The 12,988-nt window shown below is 61.0% G+C and carries 11 protein-coding genes; 6 read left to right on the forward strand and 5 right to left on the reverse strand.

Annotation, left to right across the window (positions count from 1 at the left end):
• Window positions 1-5 precede the first annotated feature (5 nt).
• The 5 genes from IG197_RS08250 to IG197_RS08270 form a co-directional block, all read right to left on the reverse strand.
• Window positions 6-788, reverse strand: coding sequence for an SDR family oxidoreductase (locus IG197_RS08250; protein WP_192318183.1), 783 nt, complete (start codon window positions 786-788; stop codon window positions 6-8).
• Entirely contained in the window at window positions 785-1,663 is an 879-nt protein-coding gene (locus tag IG197_RS08255) for an aldose 1-epimerase (protein ID WP_192318185.1), read from the reverse strand. Before IG197_RS08255 ends, IG197_RS08250 begins: the two co-directional genes overlap by 4 nt.
• Before the next feature lies 1 nt (window position 1,664).
• Window positions 1,665-2,615 (reverse strand): L-arabinose ABC transporter permease AraH, encoded by a 951-nt coding sequence (gene araH / locus IG197_RS08260; RefSeq protein WP_067964775.1) that lies wholly within the window; start codon window positions 2,613-2,615, stop codon window positions 1,665-1,667.
• A gap of 11 nt (window positions 2,616-2,626) precedes the next feature.
• Window positions 2,627-4,138, reverse strand: a complete 1,512-nt coding sequence (araG, locus tag IG197_RS08265; protein WP_192318187.1) for an L-arabinose ABC transporter ATP-binding protein AraG — start codon at window positions 4,136-4,138, stop codon at window positions 2,627-2,629.
• A 68-nt stretch (window positions 4,139-4,206) separates the two neighbouring features.
• The gene (locus IG197_RS08270; protein WP_192318189.1) at window positions 4,207-5,199 is read right to left on the reverse strand and encodes an arabinose ABC transporter substrate-binding protein; all 993 of its coding nucleotides are present in this window, start codon (window positions 5,197-5,199) and stop codon (window positions 4,207-4,209) included.
• Between the two features lie 198 nt (window positions 5,200-5,397).
• Between IG197_RS08270 and IG197_RS08275 the strand changes: the two genes are divergently transcribed.
• From IG197_RS08275 to IG197_RS08300, 6 genes are all read left to right on the forward strand, one after another.
• Complete coding sequence (locus tag IG197_RS08275; protein WP_067964781.1) at window positions 5,398-6,141, forward strand: FadR/GntR family transcriptional regulator; 744 nt, start codon at window positions 5,398-5,400, stop codon at window positions 6,139-6,141.
• 32 nt (window positions 6,142-6,173) lie between these two features.
• Window positions 6,174-7,322 (forward strand): galactonate dehydratase, encoded by a 1,149-nt coding sequence (gene dgoD / locus IG197_RS08280; RefSeq protein ID WP_192318191.1) that lies wholly within the window; start codon window positions 6,174-6,176, stop codon window positions 7,320-7,322.
• A gap of 1,279 nt (window positions 7,323-8,601) precedes the next feature.
• The gene (locus tag IG197_RS08285) at window positions 8,602-9,699 is read left to right on the forward strand and encodes an amidohydrolase family protein (protein ID WP_246765338.1); all 1,098 of its coding nucleotides are present in this window, start codon (window positions 8,602-8,604) and stop codon (window positions 9,697-9,699) included.
• Window positions 9,700-9,749: 50 nt separating this feature from the next.
• Window positions 9,750-10,742, forward strand: a complete 993-nt coding sequence (locus IG197_RS08290) for a BMP family protein (protein WP_192318194.1) — start codon at window positions 9,750-9,752, stop codon at window positions 10,740-10,742.
• A gap of 39 nt (window positions 10,743-10,781) precedes the next feature.
• A complete protein-coding gene (locus IG197_RS08295) occupies window positions 10,782-11,762 on the forward strand; it encodes a BMP family protein (protein ID WP_192318196.1) in 981 nt (326 codons plus the stop codon).
• 73 nt (window positions 11,763-11,835) lie between these two features.
• Window positions 11,836-12,930: an ABC transporter permease gene (locus tag IG197_RS08300; protein WP_083948661.1), complete on the forward strand. Its 1,095-nt coding sequence runs from the start codon at window positions 11,836-11,838 to the stop codon at window positions 12,928-12,930.
• Window positions 12,931-12,988: the final 58 nt, after the last annotated feature.

The following is a 12,988-nucleotide window of genomic DNA, read 5'->3' on the forward strand; positions in this document are numbered from 1 at the left end:
TCCCCTCACTGCGCGGCGTGCTGGAGGACGCTCAGGCCACCGTCGACGACAAGACAGGCAGCGTTCATGAACGGGCATTCGTCCGAGATCATGAACACGGCCGCCTTGGCGATCTCCGTGGTGGTGGCGATGCGCTTGCCGGGATGAAGCGCCAGCGTTTCGGCGCGCGCCTTTGCCGGATCGGCAAAGCTGTTCCAGTAGTCGATGTTTTTCTGCGTCTCGACATAGCCCGGCGCAAGCGCATTCACCCGCACGCCGGAAGCCGCATATTCGAGCGCCAGGGACTTGGTGAGGCCAAGCAACGCGTGCTTGGCCAGCGGATAGGGAAAGGTATGCGGAATGATGGTGAAGGAATGCGTCGAGGCGATGTTGAGAATCGCCCCGCCGCCTGCCGAGATCATGCCTGGCAATACTGCCTTGCAGCAGTTCCATGCGCCCTTGAGATTGACGTCGAAACAACGCTGCCATTCGGCATCAGTGGTTTCGAGCGGCGAACCAAAGACGTTGATGCCCGCATTGTTGATCAGGGCGTTGACGGGGCCGATCGTCTTTTCCGCCGAGATCATGGCGGCAGCTATGGCAGTCATATCGGAAATGTCGGCCTCGGCATGACCGAGCGCGCCCTCGGATGCCCCAAGCTTGGCAACAGTCTCGCGCAGCAGCGGACCGTCACGGTCGACGATGAAAAGTTTTGCACCCTCCTTCAGGCATTGCTGAGCTATGGCCAGACCAATGCCCTGTGCTGCGCCGGTCAGGAAAATGCGTTTGCCGACAAGACGGTCGCTCATTGGGTAACCTCGAAGTTCGAGACGGTGATCGAGAAAGCCCCAGACAGGGTTTGCCCAGGCGCAAGCAGATGGAGTGCGTTCGCGCCTGAAGTCGCCAGCGCATTGGGCGTGTGCGACATTGGCTCAAGGCAGAAGAAGCTACGGTCGTCTTCCGGCGCATAGAGCATGTAGCGCGAGAACGACGCATCGGCGGCGATGTCTGCGGCGAGCTTCGTCTCGGGCCAGATGATCTGCGCCTGCCCGCTCCAGCCTTCGAAGCAATTGTTCAGCCTGCGGCGTGGCAGCAGGCGCGGCGTTGCGAAATCGGCGCTGTCCGCGATCGGCGTGCGCACGCCAGGCAGATGGCCCTCGCGCTCGGTCCACCAAGCCATCGCCGGGGCCGTGAGCAGGGTGCCCTCGGTGCGGGGAAAATAGGGGTGGAAGCCGATGCCAAACGGCAACGTCTCGTTACCCAGGTTCGTCACCGAAAGCGATAAGGTCACGGTTGCACCGTCCAGAGTGACGGTCTGGACAGCGCGATAGACGTGTGGCGACTTAGCCGGCCGCAGTTGCTCGAAAGCGAGCCGAACATGGGTGGCCGATGCATCTTCAACGTTCCATTCGGCTAGCCAGCCGTCGCCATGGATGTAGTTCGGCTCAGCCGTGTTGTGCGTGAAGCGATAGCTTTTGCCGCCCAGCTCGAAACCGTTGCCTTCGACGCGATTGCCGACCGGAACCAAAGGAAAGCAGGCCGAGCGCAAGACGTCGAACGCGCCGTCGTCATGTCGGCGCAGGAAGCGACGTCCATCGCGCGTATGGCCGTCAACGACCGCCCCGCCCTTCAGGCTCACCCGCAGCGACAGGCGGTCGCCTTCAAGTTCGACAAACCCTTGCATCTCAACGGCGTCCGAGCGCGCTGGACCTGAGATTGTCGAGCAACACGGCGAGCAGCAGGATCACACCACGGACGATGTACTGATAAAACGCCGGGATGTTGAGCAGGTTCATGACATTCTCGGCGATGCCCATGATCATGACACCGACGATCACGCCGGCGATCGCCGCGCGGCCACCGGCCAGCGAAACGCCGCCGAGCACGCAGGCCGAGATGACCGACAACTCCAGGCCGATGGCCGCGTTGGGCTGGCCCGAGGTGATGCGCGAAGCGAGCAGGATGCCGGCGATGGCGCAGACCATGCCTTGCAGGGTGAAGATCCAGATGCGCGTCCAGTCGACATTGACGCCAGCCAGACGCGACGCCTCGGGATTGCCGCCAATGGCCAGCGTGTTCTTGCCGAAGACAGTGCGGTTGAGCACAAAGCCAAACACCACAAACAGGATCGCCAGCACCCAGATCGGCGTTGGAATGCCGAGCAGCTTGGACAGCGCGAGCTGATAGAAATTCGGATCATTGATGCCGACGGCCCGGCCGTCGGAGGCAATCAGCGCCAGGCCGCGCACGATCTGCATGGTTGCCAGCGTGGTGATCAGCGCGTTGATGCGGAATTTGGCAATGACCACACCGTTGATCAGGCCGACGGCGCCACCGCAGAGAAGGGCCGCGAGGATCCCGACCATGATCGAACCGGTGGCATTCGAGGCCATGACGGCGACCATGCCGGCAAAGGCGACGATCGAACCGACCGACAAGTCGAAATCCCGCGCCGCCAGGCAGAACATCATCGTGCAGGCAACGATGCCGACTGTGACGACCGACTGCAGCAGGCCGAGCATATTGCGCTCGGTCAGGAAGTTCGGGACGAAGATCGACACCAGCGCGAAGGCCAGAACGAAGATCACGACGAGGCCCTGGTCGCCGAGCAATATCTTCTTGAAAGAGTTTGTCATGCTCAGTCCCCTTAGGATGCGATTGCGTCTGGCGTCTTCTTGTCGGGAAGCGCTGCCGCCAGGATTGCGCGCTCGCTGAAATCGTTGCGGTCGATGTGCGCCGAGATGCGGCCGCCGCACATGACCAGGATGCGGTCGCAGATGCCCATTACCTCGGGCAGTTCGCTGGAGACGACGATGATCGCCATGCCTTGCTCAGCGAGCTGGTAGAGAATTTCGTAGATTTCGGATTTGGCGCCGACATCGATACCGCGTGTCGGCTCGTCGACGATAAGGACGCGGACGCCCTGTTCGGACAGCCAGCGGCCGAGAATGACCTTCTGCTGGTTGCCGCCCGACAGGTTCAGGATGTCCTGCTTGCGGGAAGGTGTGCGGACCTTGAGCTTCTTGATGTATGTCTCGGCGATTTCAGCTTCCTTGCGCGGATTGAGGATGCCAAAGCGGGTATTATGACGGCGCGAGGAGATGTTGATGTTCTCCTCGAGCGACCGTCCCTGGATGATGCCGTCATGCTTGCGGTCTTCGGAGCACAGCACGATGCCGGCTCGTATCGCCTGGCGCGGGTCGACGGCATGAACTGTTTGTCCGTCTACATTGATCGTTCCGCTGCTGCGCGTGTCGGCACCATAGACCAGGCGCATCAATTCGGAGCGGCCGGCTCCGATCAGTCCGAAGAAGCCTAGAATTTCGCCGGCCCTCGCCTCGAAGCTCGCCGGTTGCATGAGCTTCTCGCCGGCGATGCCTTCAGCCTTCAGCCTGACTTCGCCCACCATTCGGGCGCGCCAGCCCCAGACATTGGAGATCTCGCGACCGACCATCTCCGCCACCACCTGTTCGCGCGTGACGTTTTCGAGGCTCGGGTGATGGGCGGCCAGCTTGCCGTCGCGCAACACGGTCAGGCTGTCGCAGAGCCGAAACACCTCGTCGAGGCGATGGGAGATGTAGAGAATGACCTTGCCTTCGGCGCGCAGGCGCTCGATCAGGCTGAAGAGAATTTCGCTTTCGCGCGACGACAACGACGACGTCGGCTCGTCCAACGCGATGACGCGTGCATCGAGCATGATCGCCTTGGCGATCTCGACCATTTGCCGCTCGCCGATCGACAGCGTCTTGACCTTGCGGCGCGGGTCGATGTCGATGCCTGCGGATTTCAGCTTGTCGCCGACCTCCGAAAACATCTGTCGTGACTGGATGACACCGGCATTGGCCGGAAAGCGGCCGAGCCGCAGGTTTTCGGCGACGGTAAGCTCCGGAACCAGCTGCAGTTCCTGGTGAATGACGATGACGCCGGCATGAAAGGCGTCACGCGTCGAGGCATATTTCTGGACCTGGCCGTCGATGATGATGTCGCCGGTATCGGCATGCTGGTCGCCCGAGAGGACCCGGATCATCGTCGACTTGCCGGCGCCGTTTTCGCCCATCAGGCCATGGACGGCCCCCTTTGCGACGGAAAACGACACGTCGGACAGCGCCTGGACGCCAGGATAGGCTTTCGAGATGTGAGAAAATTCGAGAAATGACATCGACGGTTCTCCTGAATGTCCGACGGCAGCAAAGCACCGCCGCCAGACACCGTTCAATGTAGCGGTGATTACTCGATGCCGAGCTCCGCACGGACCTTTTCGAAGTCGTCACGCTTGGCAAGCGCGCCGGCGGTCAGGATCAGCTTCTCCGGTTCCTTGCCGTTGGCGACCCACTCATACATGTTGAGCGCAGTCTCATAGCCATGGCGCTTCGGCGAGATGATCACCGAACCGATGAAGCCGGTGGCCGAAGGCTTCTTGAACTCGTTGATTGCCGAGTCCGCGCCGCCGATGCCGACACCGATCATGCCGTCAGCTGCGATGCCGACGCCTTCCGATGCACGCACGGCACCCAGAACCGCTTCGTCGTTGAGGCCGAAGGCGACCCACTTCTTGATGTTGGCGTTCTTGTTCAGGACAACCGTCGCCGCGTTGAGCGCGGCTTCGGTGTCGGTCTTCGCCTGAGGCGCGTCGAAGATGTTCTCGGCCTTGAAGCCGTTGGCCTTGAGCACCGAGATGGCGCCCTCGACGCGGTCGACGGCGGTCGGCAGTTGGTCATAGGAGACACGGATCGCACCGACCTCGTCGGCCTTCCAGCCACGGGCCTTCATTTCGTCGACGATCGCCTGGCCGACGGCCTCACCGATCTTGGTGGCCGAGATACCCATATGCGGCACTTCCTCGATCGGCTTGCCGTCGGCACTGACAAGACGGTCATCGACGGTCATCACCTTGAGGTTGTTGGCCGCAGCCTTTGCGACGATGCCAGGCCCGAGTTTCACGTCGGGCGTGCAGACGACGAAGCCCTGGGCGCCCTGGGCGCCGAGATTGTCGATCGCCGACATCAGCTTCTCGCCGTCCTCGGCACCGATCTTGACCAGCGCAAAGCCTTTTTCCTTGGCAGCCTGGTCGGCAAACTTCCACTCGTCCTGGAACCAGGGCTCCTCGGGCTGCTTCACGATGAAGCCGATCTTGGTTTCCTGCGCATAGGCAGAAGCAATGGTGGTGGCAGACAGAACCCCAAGGGCGCCCGCGACGAGCGCCGTCTTCAACAATCGCATGTGAACTCCTCCCAAAGGTGCCGGGCAATCAGCCCGGATGACAAACGCTAGCTTCTTTTATCATACCAGTCAATTGCGTTGGTATGATAAATGAGATAGCTTCCTTTCGCGACACCGTCATGGATGATCGCAGGGGCGCATTGTCCGGCATAAGAAGCGGACATAAGAACGAGAAAACGCTCTTGGGGAGGAGAACGCATGAACATCAACGAGGCACCTGAAGCGGCAGCGAAGTCACGTCGCCCGCGCGTCCTGCCCGATGTCGTGCGGGCAATCGCTTCTCAAGTCCTCGCCGGCAACTATCCGGTGGGCAGCACGCTACCGAGCGAAATCGACCTCTGCACGGAATACAGTGTAAGCCGCACCGTCATCCGCGAAGCGCTCAAGACGCTCGCAGCCAAGGGCCTTGTTCTCAGCCGCCCGCGCATCGGCACCGTCGTCTGCGAACGCGACAACTGGAACATCATTGATCCCCAGGTGCTGGAGTGGCACGCGCCAAACACACTTGATCCCAAATTGTTCGACTCCATCCTGGAAACCCGCCGTGCCATCGAGCCGCTGGTCGCCGAACTTGCCGCGACCCGAGCCTCGCTACAGGAGATCGCCGATCTCGAACTGGCATGGAAAGGCATGGAAGCAGCGGGAAGCGACGTTGCCCGTTTCGCCCGCTCGGACGCCGCCTTTCACCAGGTCCTTTATGGGGCCTGCCACAACCCGATCTTTCGCCAGATCGGCGGGATGATCGAGACAGCGTTGAATTTTGCGCTCGAGGCGACAGCCAATTCCGTCGACCGGCGCGACGAAGCCGTCAGGGTTCACTACGGCGTCGTCGAAGCGCTGCGCATGCGCGACGCCGCAGCTGCTCGCCACGCAGCCAACGAGATCCTGGACCTCGCCGCGCGCGACCTCGCGCGCGCCAAGAGCCAGCACAAGAAAGACTGAACGCCAGCCCATCCGGAGTTAGTGCCGACACCATGAAGATCACTGCACTCAAGACCTACATCGTTCCGCCGCGCTGGCTGTTTCTCAAGATCGAAACCGACGAGGGCGTGAGCGGTTGGGGCGAGCCCGTGGTCGAGGGCCGCGCCCATACCGTCGAGGCTGCGGTCCATGAACTCGCCGACTATCTGATCGGCAAGGATCCGCGGCTCATCGAGGACCATTGGAATGTCATGTATCGCGGCGGTTTCTACCGCGGCGGTCCGATCCTGATGAGTGCGATTGCCGGCATCGACCAGGCGCTATGGGACATCAAGGGCCGGGCACTCGGCGTGCCGGTGCATGAACTGCTTGGCGGCCGCTGCCGCGATCGCATCAAGGTCTATTCCTGGATCGGCGGCGATCGTCCCGCCGATGTCGCTGCCGGCGCCAGGGACGTGGTGGCACGCGGCTTCTCAGCCCTCAAGATGAACGGCACCGAGGAACTGCAGATCGTCGACAGCCATGACAAGATCGATTCAGCCGTGGAGCGCGTCGCGATGGTGCGCGAGGCCGTCGGTCCTCATGTCGGTATCGCCGTCGATTTCCATGGCCGCGTCCACCGGCCGATGGCTCGCGTGCTGGTCAAGGAGCTTGAACCCTACCGTCTGATGTTCATCGAGGAGCCGGTGCTCAGCGAAAACCGCGAGGCACTGAAGGAGATCGCCGCGCTTTCATCTGCGCCGATCGCACTCGGCGAAAGGCTCTACAGCCGTTGGGACTTCAAGAGCGTCTTCGAGCAAGGCGTGGTCGACATCATCCAGCCCGATCTTTCGCACGCCGGCGGCATCACCGAGTGCCGCAAGATAGCTGCCATGGCCGAGGCTTATGACGTCGCCGTCGCCCCCCACTGCCCGCTCGGACCTATCGCGCTTGCCGCATGCCTGCAGCTAGACGCGGTCAGCTACAATGCCTTCATCCAGGAACAGAGCCTCGGCATCCACTACAACAAGACCAACGACCTGATCGACTATGCCAAGAACAAGGACGTGTTCCGCTATGAGGACGGCTTCGTCGCCATCCCGGACGGTCCCGGGCTCGGAGTCGACGTCGACGAGGACTACGTGAAGGAACGCGCAAAGGAGGGCCATCGCTGGCGTAACCCCGTTTGGCGCCACAAGGACGGTTCGTTCGCAGAATGGTAGGTTTTCCGCTGCGCGCATCGGGTCTGTTTGCCTTCAGTCGCCTGGCGCGCTTGCCAATGACATCAAGCCAGGCCTGGCTTGAGCAACGCCGCCAAGCCTCCAGACAGAAGATGGTCAAGCGGGCGTCATGGCGGATGACATCTGGATCGGCAGGTTGACGCAAGAATTGCGTGATCAACGCCAAGCAAATGACGCCCGCTGTCCATCCCAGCACCTGGTGAACTTATGTGATCCACGTCGCCCACGCAAAATTTAGCGCAAGCTCAACCTTTCCGTGTTTGAGCAATAATGCAAGTATCTATTGAAACAGTATTCTTGTTTCTTGCGAACAAGTTTAGAAACTACCAATAAACTTCTATCTACCTGTTCACGATTTGCCCCGCTATGGGTCCTTCAGTTGCGATGTTGCCTCGGACGGCACTGGCGTTGCCAAGAGTTGTCATCGCCGGACACTCCAATAGACGTTGAACGTCGTATCTGGGGCCGTGGAACGAACCCGCTGCGCGGGAGGGCGCGCGGTGAGGTAAAGGGCACGCGCCGTTCGTTGCGCTTGCATTGAGCGTCGTTCGGCAGCGGCAGAGCATGACGGGCTTCAACAAGGAGCCTGGCCTCGACAGCCGAGTGGCCGGACCAGCGCCGGGCCGCCAATACCGCGCGATGGAGCAACGAAGCGGCCTGTCCGCATCCACCTCGCGCTTCCCATCGGCGGCCGCGCCATCGCCGACATCAGCCACAGATCGAAATATCCATAGCCGTTGACTGTGGCCCGTGGGTTCCTTCCTCGGGGACTTTCGTACGTCCGCCGGCGCCCGAAACTCATCACGGGAGCGGACCGTCCGTTCTGGCACGAAAAAACACGATAGCAGACATTCCGCTTCCACCCGATACCAAGCGTCAACACAGCCCCGACCTCCTGAATGCAGAGCGAGATCTGTTGAACTGGAGCATTTTTCCTTTTGCCAAAGACAGAGAATGCTCACGACGCATTATTGTTTTTTCCTCATCAAAAGATTGAAATAATAAATTTGTCTAAATTAATCGCCCGTGCTCTCTTTCCGTCATAACAAGAATGCGGGAACAAGCTGTGCGCGATTTTCCAACTGCATCCATAGCAGACCTCGTCTCTGGGCAGCCCTTTGCACTCACCGGGGGTGCTGTCATTCAGACAGACGGCTCGCAAGCGGTCAGCGACATCATAGTCGGGGCGGATGGACGCTTTGTCGCAATCGGGCCGTCCCTGGACACCAGGTCCTGCAGCGCCTGCGTCGACATTACAGACATGCTGGTTTCGCCAGGTTTCGTCGATGTGCACCAGCACCTCGACAAGACCGGAGTACTGCACTTTACCCCCAATCCTTCCGGCACGCTCCAAGGCGCCCGCGAGGCATTCGCCAAATATGCCCGAACCGCCGGTCCCGATGACATCCACAAGCGGGCGATGCGCACCATCAGGCGGTGTCTTTCCCGCGGCACGACCGCCATTCGCAGCCACGTCAACGTCGACAAGGATGCTGGCTTCCATGGCATTGAGACGCTGGCAGGCGTGCGCGACGGGGCGCGAGATGACATCACTCTGCAGCTCGTGGCCTTCATGACACCGCATCCCGGCCAGGACTTCGACTGGCTGACCGAGAATATCGATGGCGCCGTGGCGCTCGCCGATGCAGTGGGTGGCACGCCTGCTGTCTCGGAAGACCCACCACGCTACCTCGACATGTTGTTTTCCGCCGCCGTCAAGGCGGGAAAACCGGTCGATCTGCATCTCGATGAACATCTCAATGCCGATGTGCATCTGCTTGATGCAGCTCTCGAGCGGGTCGAGCGCTTCGGCATGCAGGGCCGCACCGTATTCAGTCACGTCTCTGTGCTGAGTGCCCTGCCCCGCAAGGAATTCCAGCGTATCGCAGAGCGTCTTCTTGCGCTTGATGTCGGCGTCGTCACATTGCCAGCGGCGAACCTCTACCTGCAGGGCCGCGACGCCGAGATGTTGCCGCCGCGCGGCCTGACGCGCGTTGCCGAGCTCTACCGCGCCGGCGTCACGATTGCCGCGGCGTCGGATAACATCCAGGACCCTTTCGTGCCAACGGGCTCGGGCGACATGCTGGAAATCGCGCGCTGGACATTGCTCGCCGGCCATCTTCGGGGGGATGAGCTTGCTGCTGCCCACCGCATGATCACGACGTCGCCAGCCCGCCTGATGAGTCTCGGCAAGGAGCACGCCCTCAAGGCCGGCGCCCGCGCCGACTTCGTCATCGCCGACTGCACCGACACCGACACGCTGGTTGCCGGCGGACCAGACCGGGCCTTCGTCTTCTCGAAGGGTCGTCTCGTCTCACAGAGCACAATCGACACCGTTCGCTTGAAGGAGAACGCATAAGCCGAGAGCAACTCCGGGGGGATTGGACCTCAATCTAATGGGAGAATGGGATGAAGAGCACTGCATTTTCACGTCGTTCGCTGCTTGCCTCCACTCTCGGGTCGGCCCTTGCCGGCATGGTCTGGCTAGAGCATGCCCATGCCGAAGATTTCAAGATGGGCCTCCTGGTCCCCGGCAGCGTCGCGGAGGAAGGCTGGAACCGGATCGCCTACGACGCGCTGAAGCGAGTGGAAAAGGAGCTCGGCGCCAAGATCAGTTATGTCGAGCTGGCCGAGAACCCAGCCGCCTTCGAAAAGGCGTTCCGCGACTATGCAAGCCAGGGCTATCAAGTCGTTCTGGGCCATGGCTTCCAGTTCCAGGACGCCGCCCTCACGACGGCTGAGGATTTCCCCGACACCGTTTTCCTCATCTCGTCGAGCAGCGTACATGAAGGGAAAGTCATCGGCCTCAATACCGATGCCAGCCAGCCCTTCTACTTGATGGGCGTGATCGCTGCAAAGATGGGCAAGGGCGCGGGCCTTATCGGTGGCATGGAAATTCCGCCCATCGCGCATGCCTTCGAGGGCTTTCGGAAAGGTGCCGAGAGCGTGAACCCGGATTACCCCGTGTCCACGGTCTTCATCAACAGCTTCACCGATGCGAGCGCCGCCAAGGAAGCCGCCGTCAGCATGATGGCGCAGGGCGCCGATTTCGTCGTTCCCAATGCAAATGCAGCGGGACTGGGCGTCATCCGCGCCGCGCAGGAATCAGGCACGCAGTCGGGCACCTTCAGCGTCTATAGCGACTACACCGACGTCGCCCCCAAGAATATCCTCGGCACGTTCATAGCCGATTACGGTCAAGGCATCGTACGCATCGTCTCGGGCATTCGGGACGGCGCCGTGCCGCAAAGCAATGTCGATTTCGGCCTGAAGGATAAGGACGTCATAAAGTTCACCTTCAACGACGAAGCCGCCAGATCGATACCGCAAGACCTGCGCAATCACCTTGAAGAGGTGAGTGCGAAGATCATTGCGGGTGAGATCCAGACACGCGCGAAATAAGCGCGGTCCCTGGGAACTTATCAAATGGGAGGAAGAGCAATGAGACTTTCACGCAGAACGTTCGTGGAAGGAGTGGCGGCGCTGACCATCGCCGTGTCCATTCCGGCGACGGCACAGGCCGAAGACTTCAAGATGGGCCTTCTCGTGCCCGGTAGCGTTTCGGAAGAGGGCTGGAACCGGATCGGCTTCAATGCGCTGAAGGGCGTCGAAGAACAGCTCGGTGCCAAGATCAGCTATGTCGAGCTGCAACAGAACCCGGCCTCGTTCGAAAAGGCGTTCCGCGACTATGCCAGCCAGGGCTACAAGGTCATCCTCGGCCACGGCTTCGAATTCCAAGATGCCGCACTGGAAGTCGCGCTCGACTATCCCGACACCTATTTCCTGATCTCGTCGAGCAGCATCCACGAAGGCAATGTCATCGGCCTCAACACCGATACGAGCCAGCCCTTCTACCTCATGGGCGTCATCGCAGCTAAGATGGGCAAAAAGGCCGGCCTCGTCGGCGGCATGGAAATCCCGCCGATCCAGCAGGCCTTTGTCGGCTTCAAGAACGGCGCCAAGAGCGTCAATCCGGCCTTCCCGATCAGCGAGGCCTATATCGGCAACTTCACCGATACGACCGCTGCCAAGGAAGCAGCCTTGAGCATGATTTCGCAGGGCGCGGATTTCGTCGTGCCGAATGCTTCGGGTGCGACCGTCGGCGGCTATCAGGCGATCTCGGAATCCGGGCCGGCTGTGCGCTCTTTTTCGATCTTCAGCGACTTTACCCAGGTAGCACCGAACAACATTCTCGGCCTCTACGTTGCCGACTACGCGCAGGGCGTGGTGGAAGTCGTGCACTCGATAAAGGACGGGAGCCCGCCTAAGGAAAACATCATCTTTGGCCTGAAGGATCCGAAAGTCATCTCATTCACCTTCCGCGATGACGGTCCGGTCTCCGTGCCCGAAGACATCCGCGCCGAGGTGAAGGCGATCAGCGCCAAAATCGCTGCCGGTGAGATCAAGACCGACGCCCAGTGACCCGCAAGCGCTGTGGCCGGCCCTTCGGCCACAGCGCCTTGCTGCGCCTCATACCAACATTCGGACCGGACCCATGGAACAGGTAAACCAGGGAGTGCGTGAGAACGTGTATCCTCAAGCAGCCCAAGCTTTCGGCCGAACGCTCAGGCAAGCCGTGATCAACGCGGCGACGCCGGCCGCAGCGGTCCTTGTCGCGCTAGCATGCGGCGCAGCCCTTTTGTGGCTGAACGGTTTCGATGGGAGCGACGTGGTCACAGTGATGATCTTCGGCTCCTTTCAGGACATGCGCTCGGTTGGCGAAATCCTGCTGAAGGCGACGCCGCTGATCTTGATCGGCGCTGGCCTCTGCGTCGCCTTCCGCTGTTCGATCTGGAACATAGGCGCCGAGGGCCAGCTCTATGCTGGAGCGATTGCCGCCACATTGGTCGGCACCAATTTTGACGGGCTTTCCGTCTGGGTGCATGCGCCGCTTGTCATGCTGGCCGGCGCCTTGGCGGGGGCCGCTTGGGCAGGCATTGCCGGCTATCTCAAAGTACGCTTCCAGGCCAGCGAGATCGTCACAACGATCATGCTCAACTACATCGCGCTGATCCTAACGAGCTATCTCGTCACCGGCCCGATGCGCGATGCAAGTGCTGCCTATCCTCAATCTGCCCGACTTATCCGCGAAGCTTGGACGCCACGCATCGTCTCCGACATGCGCCTCCATATCGGTATCATCGTCGCCGTCGTTCTGGCAGTCGCGCTCTACATCTTTCTTCAGCGCAGCAGCCGCGGCTTTTCACTCCGCGTCGTTGGTCTCAATCCATACGCAGCCCGCTATGCCGGTATGCAGGTCGCCCGCAACGTAATGATCGCAATGTGCATTTCCGGTGCAATGGCGGGGCTGGCCGGCGCCTTCGAAGTGGCGGGTGTCACGCACCGCCTCTACCAGAACATTTCGCCGGGCTACGGTTTCGAAGGGATCGCGGTCGCGCTGCTTGCCGGCAACAACCCCCTGGCGGCGATCGTTTCGGGCGGGCTCTTCGCGACCCTTCGCTCCGGCTCGGAGGTGCTGCAAATCACCTCGCAGGTGCCGCAGGTCCTCGTTTTGATCATACAGGGTATCGTCATTCTCTCGGTCGTCGCCTTCACCAGGCTGCGCGACATCCGCAGGATCGTGGCTTGAAAAATGGAAACTCCCGCAAGGCGCCTAAGCCCTGAGGGAAAACAAAACTTTGGAGCAT

Source organism: Aminobacter sp. SR38 (assembly GCF_014843375.1).
GTDB lineage: Bacteria > Pseudomonadota > Alphaproteobacteria > Rhizobiales > Rhizobiaceae > Aminobacter > Aminobacter ciceronei.